This window comes from Streptomyces sp. NBC_00224, from assembly GCF_041435195.1.
Taxonomy (GTDB): domain Bacteria; phylum Actinomycetota; class Actinomycetes; order Streptomycetales; family Streptomycetaceae; genus Streptomyces.
This window is the reverse complement of record NZ_CP108106.1, coordinates 6,362,333-6,387,462: the sequence shown is the minus strand read 5'-3', so window position 1 is coordinate 6,387,462 and position 25,130 is coordinate 6,362,333. Positions and strand designations below refer to the sequence as shown.

Annotated in this window: 18 protein-coding genes; 5 read left to right on the top strand and 13 right to left on the bottom strand. The window is 71.8% G+C overall.

Annotated features, from left to right (window positions below; translation table 11 throughout):
- The first annotated feature begins 91 nt into the window (after positions 1 to 91).
- The gene (locus OG965_RS28605; protein WP_371654926.1) at positions 92 to 3,256 is read left to right on the top strand and encodes an NACHT domain-containing NTPase; all 3,165 of its coding nucleotides are present in this window, start codon (positions 92 to 94) and stop codon (positions 3,254 to 3,256) included.
- Positions 3,257 to 3,328: 72 nt separating this feature from the next.
- Here the strand turns inward: OG965_RS28605 and OG965_RS28600 are convergent, their stop codons facing one another.
- From OG965_RS28600 to OG965_RS28585, 4 genes are all read right to left on the bottom strand, one after another.
- Positions 3,329 to 3,538 carry an acyl-CoA carboxylase subunit epsilon gene (locus tag OG965_RS28600; RefSeq protein WP_371654925.1) on the bottom strand — a complete coding sequence of 70 codons (210 nt, stop codon included), beginning with the start codon at positions 3,536 to 3,538 and terminating at the stop codon, positions 3,329 to 3,331.
- Between the two features lie 12 nt (positions 3,539 to 3,550).
- Complete coding sequence (locus OG965_RS28595; protein WP_371654924.1) at positions 3,551 to 5,134, bottom strand: acyl-CoA carboxylase subunit beta; 1,584 nt, start codon at positions 5,132 to 5,134, stop codon at positions 3,551 to 3,553.
- A gap of 154 nt (positions 5,135 to 5,288) precedes the next feature.
- Positions 5,289 to 7,628, bottom strand: a complete 2,340-nt coding sequence (locus OG965_RS28590) for a polysaccharide lyase 8 family protein (RefSeq protein WP_371654923.1) — start codon at positions 7,626 to 7,628, stop codon at positions 5,289 to 5,291.
- Positions 7,629 to 7,759: 131 nt separating this feature from the next.
- A complete protein-coding gene (locus OG965_RS28585; protein WP_371654922.1) occupies positions 7,760 to 9,133 on the bottom strand; it encodes a M64 family metallopeptidase in 1,374 nt (457 codons plus the stop codon).
- 112 nt (positions 9,134 to 9,245) lie between these two features.
- Here OG965_RS28585 and OG965_RS28580 point away from each other — a divergent pair, with 112 nt between their 5' ends.
- Together OG965_RS28580 and OG965_RS28575 are read left to right on the top strand one after the other, a co-directional pair.
- On the top strand, positions 9,246 to 10,589 hold the full coding sequence (locus OG965_RS28580) for a helix-turn-helix domain-containing protein (protein WP_371654921.1): 1,344 nt from the start codon (positions 9,246 to 9,248) through the stop codon (positions 10,587 to 10,589).
- A gap of 116 nt (positions 10,590 to 10,705) precedes the next feature.
- On the top strand, positions 10,706 to 11,308 hold the full coding sequence (locus OG965_RS28575) for a YceI family protein (RefSeq protein ID WP_371654920.1): 603 nt from the start codon (positions 10,706 to 10,708) through the stop codon (positions 11,306 to 11,308).
- 19 nt (positions 11,309 to 11,327) lie between these two features.
- Here OG965_RS28575 and OG965_RS28570 read toward each other — a convergent pair whose 3' ends face one another.
- From OG965_RS28570 to ureA, 7 genes are all read right to left on the bottom strand, one after another.
- Entirely contained in the window at positions 11,328 to 12,689 is a 1,362-nt protein-coding gene (locus tag OG965_RS28570; RefSeq protein WP_371654919.1) for a hypothetical protein, read from the bottom strand.
- Between the two features lie 230 nt (positions 12,690 to 12,919).
- Positions 12,920 to 14,542: a citramalate synthase gene (cimA, locus tag OG965_RS28565; RefSeq protein ID WP_371654918.1), complete on the bottom strand. Its 1,623-nt coding sequence runs from the start codon at positions 14,540 to 14,542 to the stop codon at positions 12,920 to 12,922.
- Positions 14,543 to 14,825: 283 nt separating this feature from the next.
- Entirely contained in the window at positions 14,826 to 16,163 is a 1,338-nt protein-coding gene (locus tag OG965_RS28560; protein WP_371654917.1) for an MFS transporter, read from the bottom strand.
- 91 nt (positions 16,164 to 16,254) lie between these two features.
- Positions 16,255 to 16,878, bottom strand: coding sequence for a TetR/AcrR family transcriptional regulator (locus OG965_RS28555; protein WP_371657087.1), 624 nt, complete (start codon positions 16,876 to 16,878; stop codon positions 16,255 to 16,257).
- A 32-nt stretch (positions 16,879 to 16,910) separates the two neighbouring features.
- Positions 16,911 to 17,945 (bottom strand): agmatine/peptidylarginine deiminase, encoded by a 1,035-nt coding sequence (locus OG965_RS28550; RefSeq protein ID WP_371654916.1) that lies wholly within the window; start codon positions 17,943 to 17,945, stop codon positions 16,911 to 16,913.
- An 11-nt stretch (positions 17,946 to 17,956) separates the two neighbouring features.
- Complete coding sequence (locus OG965_RS28545) at positions 17,957 to 19,690, bottom strand: urease subunit alpha (RefSeq protein ID WP_371654915.1); 1,734 nt, start codon at positions 19,688 to 19,690, stop codon at positions 17,957 to 17,959.
- Positions 19,687 to 20,409, bottom strand: a complete 723-nt coding sequence (ureA, locus tag OG965_RS28540; protein WP_371654914.1) for an urease subunit gamma — start codon at positions 20,407 to 20,409, stop codon at positions 19,687 to 19,689. Before ureA ends, OG965_RS28545 begins: the two co-directional genes overlap by 4 nt.
- A 179-nt stretch (positions 20,410 to 20,588) precedes the next feature.
- Between ureA and OG965_RS28535 the strand changes: the two genes are divergently transcribed.
- Positions 20,589 to 22,016: a cytosine permease gene (locus OG965_RS28535; RefSeq protein WP_371654913.1), complete on the top strand. Its 1,428-nt coding sequence runs from the start codon at positions 20,589 to 20,591 to the stop codon at positions 22,014 to 22,016.
- 408 nt (positions 22,017 to 22,424) lie between these two features.
- Here the strand turns inward: OG965_RS28535 and OG965_RS28530 are convergent, their stop codons facing one another.
- Together OG965_RS28530 and OG965_RS28525 are read right to left on the bottom strand one after the other, a co-directional pair.
- Complete coding sequence (locus OG965_RS28530) at positions 22,425 to 23,510, bottom strand: branched-chain amino acid aminotransferase (protein ID WP_371654912.1); 1,086 nt, start codon at positions 23,508 to 23,510, stop codon at positions 22,425 to 22,427.
- Between the two features lie 254 nt (positions 23,511 to 23,764).
- Positions 23,765 to 24,805 (bottom strand): 3-isopropylmalate dehydrogenase, encoded by a 1,041-nt coding sequence (locus OG965_RS28525; protein ID WP_067161675.1) that lies wholly within the window; start codon positions 24,803 to 24,805, stop codon positions 23,765 to 23,767.
- 101 nt (positions 24,806 to 24,906) lie between these two features.
- Here OG965_RS28525 and OG965_RS28520 point away from each other — a divergent pair, with 101 nt between their 5' ends.
- A complete protein-coding gene (locus OG965_RS28520; protein WP_371657193.1) occupies positions 24,907 to 25,035 on the top strand; it encodes a hypothetical protein in 129 nt (42 codons plus the stop codon).
- The last annotated feature ends 95 nt before the right edge of the window (positions 25,036 to 25,130 follow it).

Sequence of the window (25,130 nt, the reverse complement as noted above, 5' to 3'; positions counted from 1 at the left end):
CGACGCCGGGACCCGTCACACGGGTCCCGGCGTTTGTGGTTTTCGGGGGCCCGCGCGACCCGGGGCCGCCACAATGCCGGAAGGGGGTGCGATGAGCGCAGAGGTGGCGGCGATCAATCTCGGCCGGGTCGTGGCGACCCGGGCGGCCGGGCTGTGGCTCGGCCCGCGCCGCCGGGACCAGGAGGCCCGGAGCGCGATGGCGGACCTGGTACGGCTGCGGGTGCCGGGTCTGCGCGCCCAGCGGGGCGTGGAGCGGCAGTTCGAGCAGATCGCCGACGCGGTGGCGGGGCGCCTGGAACCGCTGCTCGCCCATGAGTTCCGCGACCTCACGGCCGCCGGGCGGCAGGCCGCGCTGGACGCGGTGACGGACGCGTTCGCCCGCGCGGACCTCTCCGACGAGGCAGTGATCGGCTCCGACGCCGACCCGGCCGAGCTGGCCCGCCGCATCCGCCGGACGGCCCCGGTGCCGCCCGGCCTGGACGAGCCGACGGCCCGCTTCCACGACCTGCTCTTCTCCGAGTGCTGCGACTGCTACGTACGGATCCTGCGCAGGCTCCCGGTCTTCACCGAGCGGGCCGTCACCGAGCTCCTCGGCCGCACCACCTCGCTGGGAGCCGATGTGACGCTCGTACTGGAGCGGCTGCCCGTGCGCTCGCTGTACGCGCCGCGCGGCACGGGCCAGGACGACGCGTTCCGCCGTGAGTACCTGGAGCTCATCAGCCGCTCGCTCGACGAGGTGGAGCTGTTCAGCTTCGCCTCCGAACGAGCCCCGCGCGCCAAGCTGTCGGTGGCGTACGTGAGTCTGCGCGCCACCGGCGACGACGGCCCGCGCCCCGCCCGCCCGGGCCCGCCCCTGCGGACCGGGGTGGGCGCCTGGGCCGACGGGGAGGACGACAGCCCCGGCGTACGGGTCGAGACGGCGCTCAGGAACACCGCCAGGGTGCTGCTGCGCGGCGAGGCGGGCTCCGGCAAGACCACGCTGCTCCAATGGCTCGCCGTCACGGCGGCCCGGGGCGCCTTCGGGGGCGAACTCGCCGACTGGAACGGCCGGGTACCGGTCCTGGTGAAGCTCCGCCGGTACGCGGGCCGCGAGCTGCCGCTGCCGGAGGCGCTGCTCGACTCGGTGGCCGGGCCGCTCACGGGCCATATGCCGACGGCCTGGCTGGACCGGGAGCTGGCGGCGGGCCGCGTACTGCTGCTTGTCGACGGGGTCGACGAACTCCTGGCCGGAGAGCGACGAGCGGTACGCGACTGGCTGCGCGGGCTGCTGCACGCGTACCCCGACAACCAGGTGGTGGTCACCTCCCGTCCGGCGGCCGCGCGCGCCGACTGGCTGCGGGCGGAGGGGTTCACGGCGCTGCACCTGGACCGGATGCGGCCGCCGGACCTGGCGGCGTTCATCCGCCAGTGGCACGAGGCGGTCCGCGAACAGGGCGACCAACTGCCGTGCGCAGCCGAGCAGTTACCCCACTACGAACGCTCCCTCCTGACCAGCCTCCAGGACCGCCCCCACCTCCAGTCCCTGGCCACCAGCCCCCTGTTGGCCGCGCTGCTGTGCGCCCTGCACCTCAACCGCCGCCGCCAGCTGCCGCGCAACCGGATGGAGTTGTACCGGATCGCCCTGGAGATCCTGGTGCAGCGGCGGGACGCGGACCGGCTGGTGCCCAGCGCACTGGACGTACCGCTGAGCCTCACGGACAAGATCTGCGTACTCCAGGACCTCGCCTGGCGACTGTCCGACAACAACCGCAGCGAGATCGCGTGGGAGCAGGCCGCGACCCACGTCGCCGCGAAGACGGCCGCGATGCGCCATCTGGACGGCGTGGACGGCCAAGTCCTGCTGGACCATCTGGTGGCCCGTTCCGGGGTGTTGAGGTCCCCGGCCGAGGGCCGCGTCGACTTCCTGCACCGTACGTTCCAGGAGTACCTGGCGGCGGCGGAGATCGCGGCCGAGGACCGCATGGGCAATCTGATCGAGCGCGCGCATCTGGATCTGTGGCGCGAGACGGTGGTGATGTCGGCGGGCCATGCGAACCGCAGCCAGCGGGAGGAGCTGATCGGGGGCATTCTGGCCCGCGCTTCCGCCGAGCCCCGGCGGGCGCGGGGGTTGCGGCTGGTGGCGGTGTCCTGTCTGGAGACGATGACGACGGTGCCGGAGGGGGTGGCGGGGCAGTTGGAGGAGGTGCTCGGCATGCTGGTGCCGCCCCGCCGCCGGACGGACCCGGAGGCGCTGGCGGGGGTGGGGCTTGCCGCGCTGCGCAAGCTGCCGGAGTCGCTGACCGGGCTGTCGAACAGGGCAGCCGTCGCGGTCGTACGGACAGCGGCGGTGATCGGGGGCGACGAGGCGCTGGAGCGGCTTGCGCAGTACGCGGGGGAAGGGTTCGAGGTTGTGCGGCCCGAACTCGCCACGGTATGGGAGTACTTCGATCCACACGACTACGCCCGGCGGGTACTGGCCCAGCTACCGCTGGCCCGCACGTGGCTGTCGCTGACCCATCCGACCCAGTGGCCCGCCCTCCTGGAGTTGCCACAGACGCGGAGGGTCGCGATCCAGTACGCGTTCAAGGACGGGCTCACGGCCACCGACGCGCTCGGTGAACTGGATCTACTCTGGCTGCCCAACCTGCGCGACACCGACGACCTGTCACCATTGAGGCACCGGCCCGGGCTGTCCAGCCTGTCACTGTGGGGGAACGTCCCGCTCCACGACGCGGAGCCGCTGCGCGAACTGTCGACGCTGGACACTCTCCAGTTGCAGAACTGGCCGTCGTTGCCTCCGCTGGAAGCCATCCCGCTGGACGACCGGCTGCAGGGCCTTGGACTGGGGCGGCTGGCGTCGGACACCGATCTGGGTCGGCTGAACGATCTGAAGCGGTTGTACTTTCTGTTGCTCCAGGGCAACGGCGCGCCGCACGGCCTCACCGGGCTCGGCTCGATGAAACGGCTGCTCACGTTACATCTGCACGGCTACGACCTGAGCGAGTGGCTGTGCAGGCAGGAACGCTTTCCTCCGAAGCTCATCACGTTGGGTCTGCAGAACTGCGTGCTGCCCCGCGACCTGGGCGTATTCGGCACGGCGGACCAGCTGCGCAGCCTGTCCCTGTCCAACTGCCGCACCCCCGACCACCGCCCCCTCGCCCTCCACACCCTCGCCCGCACCCCCACCCAATCCAAGCTCACCGTAAAGATCACCGGCAGCACCCCGTACTCAGCCCCCGCCTCCCCCATCCCCGGCGTCCGCATCAAACGCCGCTGACCACCCGCGTACGTACGCCAAAGGCCCCGCCACTCCCAAAGGAGCAGCGGGGCCTTCAAGAGGCACTAGGGCCTAGCCCTGCCAGGAGTGCGGCGCCCGGAAGCCCGGTGTGCGCTCCAGGCGGCGCCAGCCTGCCGTGTCGCGGCCGTGGGACGGGGCCGGGGCGGACTGGGCGGCCGCGCGGGCGAGCAGGACGGCCGTGATGGCCGCCAGCTCCTCGGGCGCGGCTTCGCCCTTCTCGACGCGGAGGACGGAAGGAGAGGAAGGGGTCGGGGTGGTCAACGGAGCTCCTCGTTACTGAGGCGGGTTGCCGTGCTTGCGGGACGGCAGGTCGGCGTGCTTGGTGCGCAGCATCGCGAGGGAGGCGATCAGCACCTCGCGGGTCTCGGCGGGGTCGATGACGTCGTCGACCAGGCCCCGCTCGGCCGCGTAGTACGGGTGCATCAGCTCGGCCTTGTACTCCTTGACCATGCGCACGCGCATCGCCTCGGGGTCCTCGGCCTCCGCGATCTGCTTGCGGAAGATGACGTTGGCGGCACCTTCGGCGCCCATCACCGCGATCTCGTTGGTCGGCCAGGCGTAGGTGAGGTCGGCGCCGATGGACTGGGAGTCCATGACGATGTACGCCCCGCCGTAGGCCTTGCGCAGGATCAGCGAGATCCGGGGCACGGTGGCGTTGCAGTACGCGTACAGCAGCTTCGCGCCGTGCCGGATGATTCCACCGTGCTCCTGATCGACACCGGGCAGGAAGCCGGGGACGTCCAGAAGAGTGACGATCGGGATATTAAAAGCATCGCACATCTGGACGAAACGGGCAGCCTTTTCCGACGCCTCGATGTCCAGTACGCCCGCGAGCGACTGCGGCTGGTTGGCCACGATGCCCACGACCTGGCCGTCGAGCCGGGCGAGGGCGCAGATGATGTTGCGGGCCCAGCGCTCGTGGATCTCCAGGTAGTCGCCGTCGTCGACGAGCTCCTCGATCACCTTGTGCATGTCGTACGGGCGGTTGCCGTCGGCGGGCACCAGGTCGAGCAGCACGTCGCCGCGCCGGTTCGCCGGGTCCTCGCTGGGGTGCGTCGGCGGGTTCTCGCGGTTGTTGGACGGGAGCATCGACAGGAGGTAGCGGACCTCGGCGAGGCAGGTCTCCTCGTCGTCGTACGCGAAGTGCGCGACGCCCGACGTCTCGGCGTGCACGTCCGCGCCGCCGAGCCCGTTCTGGGTGATCTCCTCGCCGGTCACCGCGCGGACGACGTCCGGGCCGGTGATGAACATCTGCGAGGTCTCGCGGACCATGAACACGAAGTCGGTGAGCGCCGGGCTGTAGGCGGCGCCGCCAGCGCACGGGCCGAGCATCACGCTGATCTGCGGGATGACGCCCGAGGCGCGCGTGTTGCGCTGGAAGATGCCGCCGTAGCCCGCGAGGGCGCTGACGCCTTCCTGGATACGGGCGCCGGCGCCGTCGTTCAGGGACACCAGCGGCGCTCCGGCCGCGATGGCCATGTCCATGATCTTGTGGATCTTGGTGGCGTGGGCCTCGCCGAGGGCGCCGCCGAAGATGCGGAAGTCGTGCGCGTAGACGAAGACCGTACGGCCCTCGACCGTGCCCCAGCCGGTGATGACACCGTCCGTGTACGGCTTCTTGTTCTCCAGGCCGAAGCCGGTCGCCCGGTGCCGCCGCAGCTGCTCGACCTCGCGGAACGTACCCGGGTCGAGGAGCAGCTCGATCCGCTCGCGCGCGGTCAGCTTGCCCTTGGCGTGCTGCGCCTCGGTCGCGCGCTCGCTCGGCCCGCGCCGGGCCTGCTCACGCAGGGCCAGCAGCTCGGCCACGCGGCCACGCGCGTCCCTCGGCTCACCCGGGGTTTCGTCCACAACGGTCATGCATCGACCCTACGAAGCCGACCAAGAATTTCCCGCCGTCGACTCCGTACAGTCTCCGGACCGTTTTCCTGGTAGCCCTGAACAGAACAATCCTGCGATGCAGGCGAAGTGCCAGCTCAAGGGCATCCCGCTTTGTTGGGGTCCAACAACGCGATCAGATGAGAGCCACGTCACAGCGGTGGCTCGCGCCCGCCGTGCCCGGTGTGATCCGCAGCCGCAGCGCCCTGCCGGTGGCGAGGACCTCGACCGTGGGATCGGCACTGGTCACCCGTCGTACGGGATGGTTCCAGGTCACCTCGAAGGGCTGGCCGGTGCGCGGCGGCTCGCTGACCCGGAGCGTGGCCGTCGCCCCTTTGCTCCGTACGAGGACGCTCGCCGGCGCCGAGACCGCCAGCGGGCCCGCGCTGCCAGGCTGCCAGAAGTTGGCGCACAGCAGGTCGAGCGCGGGCACGGACACGGCCTGGCAGGCGGCCGTGTTGGCGAGGACCGACAGCCAGCCGGCGTCGGCGGCGCGGGCCGCGACCGTCTGCCGCGAGGCGCCCGGCATCAGCTGGTAACTGTACGAGGCGCCCACCGGGTCGGTCCCGTGATCCAGCCACAGCGTCTGATAGGTGCGGGTGCGCCGCTCGGTCGAGCTCGTGGTGTTGATGTCGCTCCACGCCCCGGTCCTGGCCTCGCGCAGGGTGTGCAGCGCGGTGGTGGTGCCGGGGAGGACCCAGCCGCCGTGGCCCTCCAGATGCGCCCAGCGGGGGCGGGCGGCTGTGTCGAGGGTGAACGTGCCGGTCCCGGCCTCGCCGAGGTTGCGGTTGTCGACGACCGTCTCGACCCGGACGCCGTCGGTGGCGGTGATCCCGGCGCCGAGGCAGATGACGGTTCCGGCCGTGCAGAACCAGGACTTGCGGGCCTCAAGGGTCGAGCCGAGCCCCTTCACATGCTGGCCGACGGCTCCGAACTCCCCGTCGCTCACCCCGCCCACCCACTTCACGGCGGGCTTGGCCGCGCCCCACTCACCGCCCGCCCGGTCCGCGAGCCGCTTGGTGGACACGGTGGTCCCCGGCAGCCGGTACGGGTCCACGGTCGGCCAGAACCAGTCCGTGTACTGGTCGTTGCCCTGCTCCCCGGGCCACCAGTAGAGCATTCCGGCGCCGGTGTGCCAGCCGCGCGGGTTCTCGCCGTTGCCGCACTCGTAGTACGAGATCCGCTCCGAGGCCATGGCGATGTTGGCGGTCCAGGCGGGGCGGCGGTGGACGGCGCGGTCCATGGCGGCGAAGAGGGTGTGCCCGACCGGCTCGGGCGCGGCGGCCACGGGTGACTCGACGACCGCCTGGAGCCGGGCCAGGTCCGCGACCCCGAACTGGCGGGCGGACAGGACGGGATGAGTGGGATCCCGCTCGATCCAGCCCTTGATCATGCCCTGCCACTGGGTCCGCTCGGCCTCGGAGGCGCCGCCCGCGAGGACCGCGACGGCGGCGATGATCCCCTGCCCGTGGAAGTGGTCGCCGCGCATCACGTGCAGATCGTCCGCGAGCAGATAGCCCCGGCTCACCGCCCGCCCGTTGACGCTGTCCATGACCAGTCCGTTGTGGATCAGCGGCGCGTACGCGCGCTCCACGCTGTCGAGGATGATCTGCCGGTTGGGATCGGTGACGGCCCAGCTCGTCCCGGCGAACAGCGTGAAGAGCCGCCCGAGCCCGTCGAGCATGACCTGTCCGTACGTACCGGAGTAGGCGATGGACGTGTGCTGGATGAACGATCCGTCGGCGTGGAGGCCGTCGCCCTTGGTGACGTACGGGAAGACCGGCGACAGGGCGTCGCGGGCGAGCGCGAGCTTGGCGGGGGTGCGGCCGAGGGCCCCGCGCACCGCGACCGAGCGGCACAGGTCGACCCGGTTGGCGCCGGTGGAGGTGCCCGAGTAGTCGGCGAGCGCGGAGTCGGGGACGAAGTGGTCGACGGCGGCGCAGGCGGCCTGGATCCGGTCCTCGTCCAGGTGCTCGTACAGCGCGTTGACCAGGTCGGTCAGCAGCCGGGGGCTGCCGATCTGCCACTCCCACCAGTTGCCGTAGCGCGTGGTGGACGGGTTGTAGACCTTCGCCGCCAGGTGATCGAGACCGGCGACGACATCGCCGAGGAGACCCGTATCGCCGGTGAGGCCGGTGGCGGGCTGGAGGAAGGCCTGGGCCATGGTCCACAGCCGGCCGTAGCTCTGGGTGATCCCGGCGGGCGGGTCGAACGGGCAGTCCGGCCAGAGCGAGTGGTCGGCCGGGGCCATCGAGGCCCGGAAGGTCCGGGCGCGGTCGCCGGTCTCCTTGAGCCGGGAGGCGTACGGCTCGGCGTCCGGGTCGAAGCCGGTGCCGAGCGAGAGGTCGCGCCAGCGGCCGCGCAGCAGGGCGAACTCATCGGCGGCGGACGCCTCGGGAACCACGGCCAGGGTGAGAGCGCTTGCCCCCACGACGGTGAGGAACGTGCGACGGGACCACGGGGGCAGCAAGGACACAGGGAACTCCCGGAGGGAAGTGGTGTAGACCGCTGCCGTTGGTGTAGCACGGCGTGCCCGGGCGTTCAATGCCCCGGACACGCCGAACAGAAAGCGCTTACCCAATCCGGTTACCCGATCGGGTCACCCACTCAACGCCGCACGCTCCACGTGACGGAGTCGCTGAGCCCGGCCGCGATCCGCGGGTCCCGCACCGACTTCGTCGGGTCGGTCACCGTCACCTTCAGCTGATGGGTCCGCCGGTCCCACGGGGAGATGATGGCCTGCGCGACACCGACCCAGGTGCGCCCCTCGAACCGGGTGAGCTCGCGGCCGTCCAGGTACCAGCGGATCCTCGGCTGCTTGACGTCCGCGCCCGCCAGCAGGGGCACGGTCACCCGCGCCCGGTCGTGGGCGCGCAGGGTTTGCGCGGTCGGCACGGCGGCCGTGGCGATCGAGGCGTGCCGGTAGAACCCGGCGATCATCGCCTCGCGCCCGGGCAGGCTGAAGGGCTTGCCGAGGATGCGCATGATCGAGTTGTCGGTGGGGCGGAAGAGCCCCGTGACGTAGTAGCCGCCGCCTTCGTACGCACCCACCGTGCCGCCGTCGGGCGAGGTCTCCCCCAGCCACCGGTACCACTTGGTCCGCTGCGCGGCCATCGCGTCGGCGCTCAGCACCGAGATGTTGGACTCGGCGACCTCGGGCCCGGAGTAGTGCTCGTAGCCGGGCGTGCCCGGGTAGAAGTACTCGTCCGCGAGCTTGCCCAGCGAGTGGCCGGTCTCGTGGATGGCCACCTGACCGGACTTGGCGTTGCCGGCCGACGCGGTGGAGATCCCCTCGTAACCGAGCTTCTGGCTGGGCTCGTTGTACCCGGCGCCGCCGTACTTGGTGCTGTTGGCCAGCACGATCACCAGATCGGCCTGCGGGGCCTTGGCGACGTACGAGTCGACCTTGTCCTGGTCGATGCAGAGCAGCCGCTCGATGCCGTCGCACCAGAAGTAGGCGCCGAGCGCGGTGTTCTTCACATCGCCCTGGGCGGGGTCGCCGGAGACGCCCGACTGCGCCGAGACGGCGTCGACGGTCCATACGTTGAAGAGGTTCTGGTAAGTGGTGTACGGCTCGACGCCGGTCACCTCGCCCCACTTCTCCTTGGCGTCGGCGTGGAACTTCGCCAACTGGTCGACGGTGTACCCGTCCCCGACGATGACGACGTCGAGGCGGTCGGCGCTCGGCCCGTTGTCGACGATCTCGCTGACGTCGCCGTCGGCGTCGGCGGCCCGCCCGGAGAGCCGGGCAGCGGGGCGGCTCGCCCCCGTGGCCGGAACGCGCACATGCCCGGACCCGGCCTCGCCGCCCTCCTCGGGCCCGGGTATCTCGACCTCGACACGCGGCCGGGGAGCCGGAGCGCCGGCGGCCGAGGCGGGCACGGACAGGAGTGCGGCAACGACGGATGCGGCGAGTCCGGTCGCCGCTATGGTTCTGCGCAACGACGTTCTGCGCAACGACGGACGCAAGGCTGGGCGCATGAAGTCCTCCCCCAGTGACGGAAGTTAAGCGGTCGGGTAAATCTGTTGAACGGCTCGCTTAAGTTAGGGGGCGCACGGGGCATGCGCAATGCCCCGGGACGAGGGAGACACGATGGACGAACCTGCCGTGATCGGCCGCCGGGTGCAGCGACTGCGCGCCGAACGGGGACTCACCCAGCGTCAGCTGGCCGAGCCCGCCTACACCCCGGCCTATGTGTCGACCCTGGAGTCCGGCAAGGTCAGGCCCTCCGAAGCGGCGCTGCGCCACCTCGCCGAGCGCCTGGGCACCACGTACGAGGAACTGGCCACCGGCCGCCCCGCCCACCTCGCGACCGAACTGCGCCTGGGCCTCACCGACGCCCAGCGGCTCCTGGCCACCGGCGACGCGGAGGAGGCGGCCGTACGCTACCGCCAGCTGCTGACCGAGGCCGAGCTGCACGACCTGCTCCCCGAACAGGCGGAGGCCCTGCTCGGCCTGGGCGACTGCGCCCTGGAGACCGGCGAACTGGCCGACGCCATACGGCACTTCGAGGCGTCCGAGCGCCAGCAGGTGGGCGAGCCGCTGCCGCGCCGGGCGCGCGCGATCCGGGGCCGGGCGATCGCCCACGTCCTGGCGGGCGAGCTCCGCTACGCCTGCTACCTCCTCGAATCGACCATCGACGAACTCGGCACGAGCGGCCTCAACGACCCGGAGTCGCTGGTCCTGCTCTACTCGGCGGTCATCGGCCCATACCTGGACATGGGCGCCCAGGCGCGCGCCGCGCACGCCGCCGAACTGGCGTTGGCACTCGCGCCGCAGGTCTCCGACCCGGCGCTGGTGGCGGGCATGCACCGCCAGGTCGCCCGCACCTTCCTGGCCGAGGGCCGCACGGCCGACGCCGACGCGTCACTCGCCAAGGCCCAGTCGGTCTACCGCCAGCTGCGCCTGCGCACCGACCTGGCGCACTGCCACTGGATGCGGGGGTACGTATACGCCCAGGACGGCGAACTGACCGCCGCCGAGCGGGAGTTGCGCACGGCCCGCGACATGCTGGCCGCCAAGCGGGCCGCGCTCTTCACCTGCCAGGTCGAGGTCGAACTGGCCGACGTCCTGCGCCGCCTGGGCCGCCACGCGGAGGCGGCCTCGCTGCTCACCCCGCTCGTCGACCCGGCGCCGGAGCTGGGCGACCAGCACGGCGCGGTCCACGCGGGCGGCGCGCACCGCCTCCTCGGCCTGATCCGCGAGGAGAGCGGCGACCTGGAGGCCGCCGAGGAGCACTACGTCACGGCCCTCGGCCTACTGGAGCGCAGCGGCGCGACGGGCGACCTGGCGGACCTGTGCCGCCTCCTCGGCGACCTGCTGCGCCGCACGGGCCGCACGGAGGCGGCACTGGACGCGTACCGCACGGGCCTTGGGCACCGGGCGGCGCCGGGGACGACGACACTGGGGCCGGCGCCGGTGCCGCCGCGGTATTAGGGCGCCCGGCAGGGGTCGTGGCGCGCCCGGAAACTTGGTTGTTGAAAGTTGAACGGAATGGGTCTACAGTCGCTCTTGTTGAACATTCAACCGACCGCCCCGAAGGAGCAGCAGCCATGGGAATCTTCGCCCGCAAGAGCACCAGCACGACCACGACCATCGCCCCCGTCGACCCGGCCCTCGCCGCCCTGACCGGCACGTACACCATCGACCCGGCCCACAGCAGCATCGGCTTCACCGTGCGTCACGCGATGGTCACCAACGTTCGCGGCTCGTTCGTCGAGCACGAGGGCACCCTCACCCTCGACGGCACCGACCCCGCCGCCTCCGCCGCCGTCATCGACGTGAAGATCGCCTCCGTCGACACCGGCATCGGCGACCGCGACAACCACCTGCGCGGCGGCGACTTCTTCGACGCCGAGCAGTTCCCGCTGATGACCTTCCGCTCCACCGAGGCCCAGCAGCTCGGCGGCGACAAGTACCGGATCGTCGGCGACCTCACCATCAAGGACGTCACCAAGCCGCTCGCCATCGACCTGGAGTTCAACGGCTCGGCCACCGACCCCTACGGCAACCAGCGCGTCGGCTTCGAGGGCAGCGCCGACATCCTGCGCTCCGACTGGGGCCTGACCTGGAACGCCGCACTGGAGACCGGCGGCGTCGTCGTCAGCGACAAGGTCAAGCTGACCTTCGACATCTCGGCGATCAAGGGCGCGTGACCCCGGCCCACCGCCGCCCCTACCAGCCGCCGCCCCCGTCGAACCCGCCGCCGTCTCCGCCTCCGCCGCCCCCGTCGCCCCAGCCGCCGCCGAAGTCGGACGGGTTGAAGTCGGAGCCGGAGACGTCGCCGCCGTCGTAGCTCTGGCCCGCGAAGTCGGCGCCGCCGTAGTCGGCCGCGTAGGCCGGGGTGGAGAGCATCGAGCCGAGCATCGTGCCCATGAGCAGACCGGGCAGGATGCCGCCGCCGAAGTAGCCGCCGGCCCAGGGGCCGTACGCCGGGCCCGCGTCGTAGTACGGACGGCGGCCCCCGTCCGTGTCGACCTCGCGCACCAGCGGGTCCTGCCCGTCCCGCAGACGGGTCGCGTCCGCCAGGCAGACCGGGACCTGGCGCGGGGCGCCGCCCGCCGGAGACCAGGCTGCGTCCTCGACCGAGGGGCCGTGGCGCGGGTCGAAGAAGCAGGGGGCGCGGCGCTCGGGCAGCGGCCGGTGCTCGCGGCGGGCGGCGAGGGCGGCGAGCGAGAACCGCCCGTCCTCCAGGGCCTGCGTCACCCCGCGTACGTCGCCGGGGTGCCGGGCCGCCGCCATCAGGGTCTTCGCGCTCTCGTACGAGTCGAGGGCGCGCTCGTAGTCGGCGCGCATGGCATCGTCGGCGCCGGTCTCGGCGGGGTGGAAGTCGAGCCGGTCGAGCTCCTCGCCGAACGCGGTGATGTCCTCGTCGACCACCACCTGGAGCCGCTGGAGCGCGGCCCGCTCCTCCTCGGCCTTCTTCTTGCGGCTGCGCCGGACCAGGGCGTACGCACCGGCGCCGCCCGCGACGACGACCGCGCCGGTGACGATGAGGGCGGTGCCGGAAACACCACTGCTGTCGTCGGCCCCGGAGCCGCCGCCCCAGGAGGCGGGGGCGCGGCCGCGCATCGTGGGCAGGGCCCGGTCGACGAACGCGTTGAGCTGGGTCGACGCGTCCGTGGCGGTGCCGGGGGCGCGTACGGCGGTCTTCAGGTTGTCGACGGCCTGCGCCGACATGACCTTGCGGTCGGCGCCGGCGTTGAAGGCGTCGCCCAAGCGGACGGCGTACAGGCCGGTGACGCCGGTGTCCGTGCGCAGGTTCCGCAGGAGGGTGTCCTTCGGGAACGCGGCGGTCGCGGGCAGCACGGCGACGAAGAGCGGCTTGTCGGCGTCCTTGATCTTCTTGGCCAGCGCGTCGGCCTGGGCGGCCGACAGCTGCCCGGCGGCGCCGGGGTCGACGTACACCGGCGCCTTCTTCAGTGCGGTGGCGACTTCTTCGACGCCGGACGCGGCGGGAGCCGCGGCCGTGGGGGCGATGGTCGCCAGCGTGGCGAGTGCGGCGGCGGAGAGTGCGATCAAAACGCGGGACCTCATGAGTCCGACGCTACCCGACTCCCCGACGAACCGGACAAACACCCTTTAGCCTCCCACCCCGCCCCTTCCCTGAACCCTCCGGGGGTGGGTGGGGGTGAGGGTGGTCTCCCGGGGGCTGCGCCCCCGGACCCCGTCGCGGGGCCTGCGGCCCCTGCACCCCGCAGGCGAAGAACCCGGCCGCCCGCCAGCGGGCTTGAGGGAACGGGCGGGGTGGGGAAACTCCCGGCCGACTACTCCGTCGGCTCCACCCCAGCCCTCAGCAGCCCGTACGTGTACGCATCCTCCAGCGCCCCCCAGGACGCCCCGATGATGTTCGTCGCGACTCCGACCGTGGCCCACTCCCCCGCCCCGTCCGTCGTCGTGATCAGGACGCGCGTCGTGGAGTCCGTGCCGTGGCGGCCCTCCAGGATGCGGACCTTGTAGTCGACCAGTTCCAGCTTGGCCAGCTGGGGGTAGATGCGCTCCAGGCCGACCCGCAGGGCCCGGTCGAGCGCGTTGACGGGGCCGTTGCCCTCCGCCGTCGCCACGATCCGCTCGCCCTTGGCCCACAGCTTCACCGTCGCCTCGTTGGCGTGGGTGCCGTCGGGGCGGTCCTCGACGATGGCGCGCCAGGACTCGATGCGGAAGTACTTGCGGGCCCGGCCCTCGGCCTCGGCGCGCAGGAGGAGTTCGAAGGAGGCGTCCGCCGCCTCGTACGTGTAGCCCTTGAGCTCGCGCTCCTTGACCCGGGCGACGACCCGGCCGACCAGCTCGCGGTCGCCGCCTAGTTCGACGCCGAGCTCCTTGCCCTTGAGCTCGATGGAGGCGCGGCCCGCCATGTCGGAGACCAGCATCCGGATGCGGTTGCCGACGAGGCCCGGGTCGATGTGCTGGTAAAGGTCCGGGTCGACCTTGATCGCCGAGGCGTGCAGGCCCGCCTTGTGGGCGAAGGCGGAGACCCCCACGTACGGCTGGTGCGTCGAGGGCGTGAGGTTCACGACCTCCGCGATCGCGTGCGAGATGCGCGTCATCTCGGGCAGTGCGCCCTCCGGCAGCACCTTCTTGCCGTACTTGAGCTCCAAGGCCGCCACCACCGGGAACAGGTTCGCGTTGCCCACCCGCTCGCCGTACCCGTTGGCCGTGCACTGCACGTGCGTGGCGCCCGCGTCCACGGCCGCGAGCGTGTTGGCGACGGCGCAGCCCGTGTCGTCCTGGGCGTGGATGCCGAGCCGGGTGCCGGTGTCGGCGAGGACGGTGGCGACCACGGCCTGGATCTGGGCGGGCAGCATGCCGCCGTTGGTGTCGCAGAGGATGACGACATCGGCGCCGGAGTCGCTCGCGGCCCGGACGACCGACTTGGCGTACTCGGGGTTGGCCCGGTACCCGTCGAAGAAGTGCTCGCAGTCGACGAACACCCGGCGGCCCTGTTCCCGCAGGTAGGACACCGTGTCCCGGACCATCTCCAGGTTCTCGTCCAGCGTGGTGCGCAGGGCGAGCTCGACATGGCGGTCGTGGGACTTGGCGACCAGCGTGATCACCGGCGCACCGGACGCGAGCAGCGCCTTGACCTGCGGGTCCGTGGCCGCGCTGCCGCCCGGGCGGCGGGTGGCCCCGAACGCCACCAGCTGGGCGTTCTTGAAGTCGATCTCCTGCTTGGCGCGGGCGAAGAACTCCGTGTCGCGGGGGTTGGCGCCGGGCCAGCCGCCCTCGATGAACCCCACCCCGAAGTCGTCCAGGTGCCGGGCGATCGTCAGCTTGTCCGCGACGGTGAGGTTGATGCCCTCGCGCTGGGCGCCGTCGCGCAGCGTGGTGTCGAAGACGTGGAACGTGTCGTCGACGCGATGGCTCTCTTCAGGTGCCTCGTTGGCCGTCATGCTGGGGTGACTCCTGTCGGATGAGTGGCTCCGGATTTTCTGGCTCCACTTGCCCCCATCATCGCGTGCGGCTCGCGTCCGGCCGTGGTGGGCCGGGAAACGAAAAAACCCCTCGCGGGTGCGAAGGGTCTGCGCGCGGGTCTGGGGCACGATGTCCGCTGCCGCGGGGGTTTGCCGCGGGTTCAGCGGTCACTGCGGACCGGCGCGCTGCTGTCCATAATCATCATGAAAGCGAGCACGGTCCGCAGTCTGCCATACGCCCCGCGGCGGGCGGAGCCGGGTCTCAGGATGCGGGCACCCCGTCCGCCCGTCCCGCCGCGCGCGACGCCTGCCCACCGCCAGGAGGAACCGGGCCGACGCGGTTCAGGTCGATCGTGCGCGTCTCCCTCATCGTCAGGTACACCACCAGCGACACCGCCGCGCAGCCCGCCACGTACCAGTAGAAGCCGGACTCCATGTCCGCCTTCTTGAACCAGAGCGCCACATATTCCGCCGTACCGCCGAACAGGGCGTTGGCGATGGCGTACGGGAGGGCGACTCCCAGGGCGCGGATGCCGGTCGGGAACAGCTCCGCCTTCACGCACGCGTTGATGGAGGTGTAGCCGGTCACGACCACCAGGGCGAGCAGCGCCAGGCCGAAGGCCGGCCAGAACGTGCCCGCGTGCTTGAGCATCGTCATGATCGGCACGGTCAGGAACGTCGAGCCGACCGCGAACGTGATCAGCAGCGGACGGCGGCCGATCCGGTCGGAGAGCATGCCCGCCAGCGGCTGCAGGCACATGAAGACGAACAGCGCGCAGAACGACACCAGCGACGCCGTCGGCTTCGGCATGCCCGCGCTCTTGGAGAGGAACTTCGTCAGATAGGTGGTGTAGGTGTAGTACGCGACCGTGCCGCCCATCGTCAGGGCCATGACCAGGAAAGCCTCCCTGCGGTGGCGCCACAGGGCCTTCAGCGTGCCCCGGTCCTCGTCGCGGGCCGCGCCGGACTCCTCGTACACCTCGGTCTCCAGCATGTTGCGCCGGAGGTAGAAGACGATCGCCGCGCCGAACGCCCCCACGATGAAGGGGATCCGCCAGCCCCAGCTGTGCAGCGCGTGCTCGGACATCGTGCGCTGCATGACGATCAGCAGGCCGAGCCCGACGAGCTGGCCCGCGGTCATCGACACGTACTGGAAGCTGGAGGCGAAGCCCCGGCGGCGGGGGTCGGACGCCTCGGTCAGATAGGTGGCGCTCGCCGCGTACTCGCCACCGACGGAGAGGCCCTGGAGGAGGCGGGCGACAAGGAGGACCGCCACTCCCCCGTACCCGGCCACCCCGTACGTCGGCGCCACCGCGATCAGGATCGCCGAGGCGGACATCAGGGTGACGGTCAGGGTCAGCGCCGCCTTGCGGCCGCGCCGGTCGCCGATGCGGCCGAGCAGCCAGCCGCCCACCGGCCGCATGAAGAAGCCGACGGCGAAGATCCCCATCGTGTTCATGAGGTTCGCGGTCTCGTTCCCCTTCGGGAAGAACGCGTCCGCGAAGTACACCGCGAAGGTGGCGTACACGAACCAGTCGAACCACTCGACCATGTTCCCTGCCGAGCCGACCCAGATCTTCTTCCACTGCTCTCGTCCCATGGACGATCACGGTGGCCCAGGCCGATGCGGCCGACAAGGGTTGCGGACGCAACGATCAGGCGTACTTGCGTACGTTGCGTTCAGGCCCCGCTCAACGGCCCGTCAGTGGTCGCGCGAGCGACTCGTCGACGAACTCCCGTACGTGGTCGAGGACTTGGGGCCGTCCGGTACCGGGTATGCCGACCGCCACATGCACGCTGAAGCCGTCGAGCAGCGCCCGCAGCCGGGCCGCGAAGCGGTCGGCGTCGACCGGGCGGAACTCGCCGCGCGAGACGCCCTCCGCGATGATCGCGACCAGGTCGCGGTGCCAGGCGCCCTCGATGGCGGCCTGGCGGGCGCGGGCGCCGGCGTCGGTGGCAGCACTCTGCGAGCGGTTCCAGACCTCCAGCCACAGGATCCAGTGCGGATCGCGGGGGCCGTCGGGCACGTACAGGTCGACGTAGGCGTCGAGGCGTTCGCGGACCGTGCCCGGCCGGGAGAGGAGGGCCCGGCGCTCGCCGCCGAGCCGGCCCTCGCTCCACTCCAGGGTTTCGAGCAGCAGCTCGTCCTTGCTGCGGAAGTAGTAGAGGAGGTGGCCGCTGGACATACCGACCTCGCGGCCGAGCCCGGCCATGGTCAGACCGTCCAGACCGCGGTCCGCGATCGTGGCCATGGCGGCGGCCAGCACCTCCTCGCGCGGCGGCGCGTTCTTCCGCGCGCGGGCCGGACCGGCCATGTCCTCTTCCTCCTGGATCACACCCCGGCGGATCACACCCTGGGCTGCTGCTGGGTGATGCAGTGGATGCCACCGCCCCCCGCGAAGATCGTACGTGCGTCGACGAGGGTCACGGTCCGCTCGGGGAAGAGACGGCGGAAGATGCCCGCCGCGTTCTCGTCCCTGGGGTCGTCGAAGCCGCACAGGACGACGCCGCCGTTGCAGAGGTAGTGGTTGATATACGAGTAGTCGACCCAGCCGTGGTCGTCGGTGAGGACGGTCGGGGCGGGGATCTCCACGACCTCGATGCCGCGGCCCCGGGCGTCGGTCTGGCTCCGCAACAGCGCCACGTTCTCCTTGCACACCTCGTGGTCGGGGTGGGCCGGGTCCGGCTGGGTGTGGGCGACGACCACTCCGGGGCGGGCGAACGCGGCCACGATGTCGACGTGGCCCAGCGTGCCGTAGCCGTGCGGGGGATAGTCGGCGGTCAGGCCGCGCGGCAGCCAGATCGCCTTGCGGGTGCCGAGCATCCCGTGGATCTCCGCCTCGACCTGCTCGCGGGTCCAGCCGGGGTTGCGCTCGGGCCCGAGCTGCACGGACTCGGTGAGCAGGACGGTGCCCTCGCCGTCGACGTGGATCGCCCCGCCCTCGTTGACCAGGCGCGAGGTGTACGTACGCGCCCCGGCCAGGTCCGAGACGTACGCGCCGATCTTGGCGTCGTGCTCCCAGCGGGCCCAGTCCTGGGCGCCCCAGCCGTTGAACGTCCAGTACACCGCGGCGAGTTCGGTGCCGTCGGTCAGGAAGGTGGGGCCGATGTCGCGCATCCAGGCGTCGTCGAGCTCGCGCTCCACGAGGTCGATGTCCGGGCCGAGCAGAGCGGCCGCCTCAGCGCTCTGACCGGGGCCGCAGACGACGGTGACCGGCTCGAAGCGGCGCACGGCGCGGGCGACGGACGCCCAGGCGGCCCGGGATTCGGCGAGCTCCGCCTCGTTGGGGAAGGTGACGTTGGGGCCGGGCCACGCCATCCAGGTGCGCTCGTGCGGGGCCCACTCGGCGGGCATGCGGAAGCCGTCGGCGGCAGCAGACATCAGGCGGGTCCTTACAGGAAGTAGAGGCGGTTGAGGGAGACGGAGTCGGCGGGCTCGGAGCGCAACGGGTCGCCGTCGAGGGTGACCAGACCGGTGCGGCCGTCCACGTCCACGGCTCCGGTGCGGGAGTTGAACACCAGGTCGGCGGGGCCGATGCCGCGGGTGCCGCGCACGGCGACCCGGCGCCGGCGGGTGGGCATCAGATCGCCACCCTGGTCGAGGGCGGCGCGGGCCACGAAGGCGACGGAGAGCTCGGCGGGGGTCGCGCCGTGGGCGCCGAAGAGCGGGCCGAGGACGAGGGGTTCGCAGGTCTCGGTGGCCGCGTTGGGGTCGCCCGTGACGCCCCAGGCGGGGAAGCCGGACTTGAGCACCAGCTGCGGCTTGGCGCCGAAGTAGGCGGGCCGCCACAGCACGAGGTCGGCCATCTTGCCGACCTCGATGGAGCCGATCTCGTGCGCCAGGCCGTGGGCGAGGGCCGGGTTGATGGTCAGCTTGGCGATGTAGCGCAGCACGCGCGCGTTGTCGTCGCCGTCCCCGTCGCCCTCCAGGGGCCCGAGCTCGGCCTTCATCTTCCCGGCCATGGCGAAGGTGCGCCGTACGGTCTCGCCCGCGCGGCCCATGCCCTGGGCGTCGGAGGAGGTGATGCCGATCGCGCCCAGGTCGTGCAGCACGTCCTCGGCGCCCATCGTCCCGGCCCGGATGCGGTCGCGCGCCATGGCGGCGTCGCCGGGCAGGTCCGGCTTGAGGCCGTGTACGGAGACGATCATCCCGTAGTGCTCGGCGACCGCGTCCCGGCCGAACGGCAGGGTCGGGTTGGTGGACGAGCCGATGACGTTGGGCACGCCCGCCATCTTCAGGACGTTGGGGACGTGGCCGCCGCCGCAGCCCTCGATGTGGAAGGCGTGGATCGTACGGCCGTCGAGGACGCGCAGGGTGTCCTCGACCGAGAGGCACTCGTTCAGGCCGTCGCTGTGCAGCGCCACCTGCACGTCGTGCTCCTCGGCGACCCGCAGCGCCGTGTCCAGGGCGCGGGTGTGCGCGCCCATGTCCTCGTGCACCTTGAAGCCGCAGGCGCCGCCCTCGGCGAGCGCCTCCACCAGCGGGGCGCCGTCGGAGGACGAACCCCGGCCCAGGAAGCCGATGTTGACGGGCCAGGCGTCGAAGGCGGCGAAGGCGTTGCGCAGCGCCCAGGGCGAGTTGACGCCGACGCCCCACACCGGGCCGAACTCCTGGCCGATGAGGGTGGTGACGCCGGAGGAGAGCGAGGCCTCCATGATGCGCGGCGAGAGCAGATGGACGTGGGTGTCCACGGCGCCGGCGGTGGCGATGAGCCCCTCGCCGGAGACGATGCTGGTCCCGGTGCCGACGACGACGTCCACGCCGTCGAGGGTGTCCGGGTTCCCGGCCCGCCCGATGGCGTGGATACGGCCCTCGCGGATGCCGATGGACACCTTGCGGATGCCCTGCACGGCGTCGATCACCACGACGTTGCTGATCACGACGTCACAGGTCTCGCGGACGGCGGCGGCCTTCAGGTGCAGCCCGTCCCGGGCGGTCTTGCCGAACCCGGCGAGGAACTCGTCGCCGGGCCGCTGGGCGTCCGACTCGACGCGGACGGTCAGACCCGAGTCGCCGAGCCGGATCCGGTCACCCGCGCGGGGCCCGAAGACCGCCGCGTACTCCTGCGGGTCGATGTGCCGGCTGCCGGGCGCGCAGTGGTCGCTGTGCCGGGTCTGCTTGCTCATGCGGGGGTCCCTTCCGGGTGGGCGGGTCCGGGGGCGGCGCCGGTGCCCAGATAGCCGCAGGCGGCGGCCCTGCGCAGGGCCTCCTCCTTGGCTCCGGGTGCGTCGAGGGGCCCGTCGACGAGCCCGGCGAAGCCGATGGCGATCCGGGCGCCGCCGATCGGTACGAGCCCGACCTCGCCCTCGCCGCCCGGGTCGAACCGGACCGACGACCCGGCCGGGACGCACAGCCGCATCCCGTACGCGGCCGCGCGGTCGAAGTCGAGGCGCGGGTTGGCCTCGAAGAAGTGGAAGTGCGAGGTCACGCTGACCGGGACGGCCGCCGTGTTGCGCACGGTGAGCCGGACGGCGGGCTCCGGATCGGGGGCCTCGGGCCCGGGCAGCACGGCGCCGGGCGCGTCCTCGCCGAGCCCGGCGGCGCCCCGGATGGGCGCCGGGACCACCGCGAGCCGCGAGCCGTCGTCGAAGACGGCCTCGACGTGCACCTCGGTGACCACGTCCGCGACGCCCGGCAGGACGTCGTCGGGGCCGAGCACCGCGCGGGCCGCCTCGATCGCCTCGGCGAGCCGGCGCCCGTCCCGGGCCGCCTCGCAGACGGTGTCCGCGATCAGCGCGGTCGCCTCGGGCACGTTCAGTCTCAGCCCGCGGGCCCGGCGGGCCCGAGCGAGCTCGGCGGCGCCGAAGAGCAGCAGCCGGTCGCGTTCCGTGGGGGTCAGTCGCACGCCACCACACCTCCTGTTTGAACACCACTCTAACCACACATATTGCGGTCTGTCATGAGCCAAGGGGGTTGACGGGCGCGCAGCGATGCCACACATTGAACGTCACTCAAACAGAGAAACAGCGAATTCAAGCCACCCAGGCCATCCAAGCCAAACCATCCGAGACTCAGGGGCAGCCCATGCCGATAGAACAGCGCGGAGTCGACACCATCCCGGAGGCGGAGCGCACCAGCGGTCCGCGTGACCTGGTGTCGATCCTGCTCGGCTCCAACCTCTGTCTTGGCGTGATCGTCTTCGGCTGGCTGCCGGTCTCCTTCGGCCTCGGCTGGTGGGCTTCGGTGAGCGCGGTCGTCGCGGGCACGCTGGCCGGCACGCTGCTGACGGCCCCGCTGGCGCTGGTGTCCCTGCGCACGGCGACGAACCTGTCGACGTCGTCGGGCGCGCAGTTCGGGGTGCGGGGCCGGCTGGTCGGCTCGGTGGTCGGGCTGCTGCTCTCGCTCGGCTACACCGCGCTGACGGTGTGGATCGGCGGCGACGCGATGACGGGCGTCCTGCACCGGCTGTTCGGACTGCCCACGGGCGGTGTCTCGTACGCGGTCGTGTACGCGCTGCTCGCGGCGGCGACGGTGATCGGCGCGGTGTACGGATACCGGGTGCTGCTGCGCCTGTCCCGGATCCTGGCGGTCGTCATGACGGCGCTGCTGGTCCTGGGCGTGGCGGCGTACGCCCCGCACTTCACGACGGGCGCGCTGCCCGACGCGGGCGGCTACCTCCTCGGCTCGTTCTGGCCGACGTGGCTGCTCGCCCTGGTCGCGGCCGGGCTGAGCGGCCCGATCGCCTTCATCACGCTCCTGGGCGACTACACGCGCTACATCTCCCCCACGCGCCACACCCCGCGCCGGGTGCTCCACGCGACCTGGCTCGGCCTGACCGCGGGGCTGCTGGTGCCGCAGCTGTTCGGCACGTTCACGGCGTACGCGGCGCGGGCGGCGGCGGACTACGCGGGCCCGCTGGTCGCGGCGGCCCCCGGCTGGTACCTGCTTCCCCTCCTCCTCGCCGCGTCGGCGGGCTCGGTCGGCAACGCGGGCCTGATGCTCTACTCGATGGGGCTCGACCTCGACGCGATCCTGCCGCGCGCGTCGCGCACCCAGGCGACGTTCGCGGTGGCGGCGGTCGCCACGGTGTGCGTCTTCGCGGGCCACTACGCGTGGGACGCGCAGGCCGCGATGACGTCCTTCGTCCTACTCCTGACGGCGATCGGCACGCCGTGGGCGGTCATCACCCTGATCGGCTTCGCGCGCTGCCGCGGGGTGTACGACGCGGACGCCCTCCAGGTCTTCAACCGCCGTTCGCGGGGCGGGGCGTACTGGTACCGGGGCGGCTGGAATTGGCGGGCCGTGGTTTCGTGGGCCCTGGGCGCGGGGGCGGGCCTGCTGGCGGTGTCCCTGCCCCAGTGGTCGGGCCCGCTGCTCCGCTTCACTGGCGGGGTGGACTGCAGCTTCCTGCTGTCGGGGGTGGTGGGCGGTGTCGCGTACGCGACACTGACCCGGGGGAGGCTCCCCCACCCCGCCCCTTCCCTGAACCCTCCGGGGGTGGAGGTGGGCTGAGGGGGCTTGCTGGGGCTACGCCCCCAGACCCCGTTGCGGGGCTGCGCCCCCGCCCCCTGTTCGCCTGCGGGCCGGCGGGGGCTGGTCGCGCAGTTCCCCGCGCCCCTTTTGGGCCCGGTGTTCGTCTGCGGGTCGGCTGTGGTTGCTCGCGCAGTTCCCCGCGCCCCTTAGGTAACTCCAGCCCCGGCGGTCCGAAATTCAGCCCCTCCGGCGCGCAAGGAGCAGGGCCCGGGCACATTCAGCCCCTCCGGCGTTTGAGGAGCGGGGTCCGGGGCGGAGCCCCGAAGCGGGGTGCAGGGGCGCAGCCCCGCCAACGGGGTCCGGGGGCGTAGCCCCCGGGAGACCACCCTCACCCCCCACCCACCCCCGGAGGGTCTAGGTGAAGGGGCGGGGTGGGGCAAACCGGGGTCAGCCCAGGGGGTGCATCCAGCCGTGCGTGTCCGGGGTGCGGCCAGTCTGGAGGTCGAGGAGCGCCTTGCGCAGGCGCATCGTCACAGACCCCGGCTCCCCATCCCCCTGCGTCCAGTTCGCCCGAGCGGACTTCACCGACCCCACCGGCGTGATCACCGCCGCCGTGCCGCAGGCGAACACCTCGGTCAGCGTGCCCGCCTCGTTGTCCCGCTTCCAGTCCTCCGTGGAGATCCGCCCCTCCTCCGCCGTGTAGCCGAGGTCCCGGGCGATCTTCAGAAGGGAGTCACGGGTGATGCCCGGCAGCAGCGAGCCCGTCAGCTCGGGGGTCACGATGCGGTCCCCGTACACGAAGTACAGGTTCATCCCGCCCATCTCCTCGATCCACCGGTGCTCCACCGCGTCCAGCCAGACCACCTGGTCGCAGCCGTGCTCGGCCGCCTCGGCCTGGGCGACCAGGGACGCGGCGTAGTTGCCGCCGGTCTTGGCCGCGCCCGTACCGCCCTTGACCGCGCGCACGTACTCCTCGGAGAGCCAGACCGAGACCGGCTTCACGCCGCCCGGGAAGTAGGCCCCGGCGGGGGACGCGATCACGATGAAGAGGTACTCGTTGGCGGGGCGCACACCGAGCCCGACCTCGCTCGCGATCATGAACGGGCGCAGGTAGAGGGAGGCCTCGCCGGAGGAGGGGACCCAGCCCCTGTCCTGCTGGATCAGCGCGTCGCAGGCGGCGATGAACAGCTCGGTCGGCACCTCGGGCATCGCCATGCGGCGGGCCGAGGAGCGGAAGCGCTCCGCGTTGGCCTCGGGGCGGAAGGTCGCCACCGTGCCGTCGGGCTGACGGTAGGCCTTCAGACCCTCGAAGATCGTCTGCGCGTAGTGCAGCGTCATGTTCGCCGGGTCCATCGACAGCGGCGCGTACGGAGTGAGCTCCGCGTCGTGCCACCCGCGGCCCTCGGTCCACTTGGCCGTCACCATGTGGTCGGTGAAGTGGCGGCCGAATCCGGGGCTTTCCAGGATCGCGTCACGCTCCGCGTCGGACAGCGGGTTCGCGGAGGGCTTGAGCTCGATCGTGGGCGTCGTCATGGTTGCGTGTCCTTCACCGGTTGTGTGGGTCGGACCGCGCTCACGCCGTCTTCGCTTCCGCCAGGGGCTTCAGCCAGGACGTCCGAGCTTTTTCCGCATGCCGCGGTCCCACGTTCGATTATCGCTCGTGCGGGACCATGACAGAAACGGTGTGATTGCGGCCCAGGGACTGATGGTGGCACCCCGGGGCCGTACAGGAAAAGCCGCCGGGTGCTGGTGCGACCCGGCGGCTTTCTTGAGGAAGAGCGTTCGGGTCAGCCCGATACGCGTACGGCGAGCGCGTCGCCGATCTCGTCGGTGGTACGGGCGGAGCCGTCCCGTGCGGCCAGGTCGGCCTGGACGGCGTCCTCGATCCGAGCCGCCTCGGCCTCGTAACCGAGGTGGCGCAGGAGCAGCGCGACGGAGAGGACCGTGGCGGTCGGGTCGGCCTTGCCCTGGCCCGCGATGTCCGGCGCGGAGCCGTGGACCGGCTCGAACATCGAGGGGAACGCGCCGGTCGGGTTGATGTTGCCGGACGCGGCCAGACCGATGCCGCCGGTCACGGCCGCGGCGAGGTCGGTGAGGATGTCGCCGAAGAGGTTGTCGGTGACGATCACGTCGAACCGCTCGGGCTGGGTGACGAAGAAGATCGTCGCGGCGTCGACGTGCAGATAGTCGGTGGTGACGTCCGGGTACTCCTTCGCCACCGTGTCGAAGATGTTCTTCCACAGGTGGCCGGCGAAGACCAGCACGTTGTTCTTGTGGACCAGGGTCAGCTTCTTGCGCGGCCGCGCCTGGGCGCGGGCGAACGCGTCGCGCACCACGCGCTCCACGCCGTACGCCGTGTTCACGCTGACCTCGGTGGCGACCTCGGCCGGAGTGCCGGTGCGCAGCGAGCCGCCGTTGCCCGTGTAGGGGCCCTCGGTGCCCTCGCGGACCACCACGAAGTCGATGTCGGGGCGACCCGCCAGCGGGGTCGCGGTGTTCGGGAACAGCTTCGACGGGCGCAGGTTGATGAAGTGGTCGAAGGCGAAGCGCAGCTTCAGCAGCAGACCGCGCTCCAGGACGCCGGACGGGACGCTCGGGTCGCCGATGGCGCCGAGCAGGATCGCGTCGTGGGTCCTGAGCGCTTCGAGCTCCGCGTCCGGCAAGGTCTCGCCGGTGCGGTGCCAGCGCCGGGCGCCGAGGTCGTACTCCTTGGTCTCCAGCTTCACGTCCGCTGGAAGGACGGCATTGAGGACCTTGAGGCCCTGGGCCACCACTTCCTGGCCGATGCCGTCACCGGGGATCACTGCGAGATCGATGCTGCGAGACATGAAAGCACCGTACTCCGCGTCCCATGCATTGACATGTCGAGTCCACCATGCGGACAGCCCGTTTTCCGCCCGGCCGAGACGGGCGCACAGGAGTGGCCCGGGTGCGCTTCACCGGTTACTCGTTCCTCGCGGTGGAGGTGGAGGCGGGCCGCCACGCCCGCATGACAGTGACGGCCCTGGCCGAGTCGGGCGCGAGAGTCGACCACTTCGAGATCAAGCACGGGAAGTAGCAGGCGGTGGACAGCAACCCCCGCGCCCCGGACTACCGGCTTTCAGGGGCGCGGGGAACTGCGCGACCAGCCACAGCCGGCCCGCACCCGAAAAC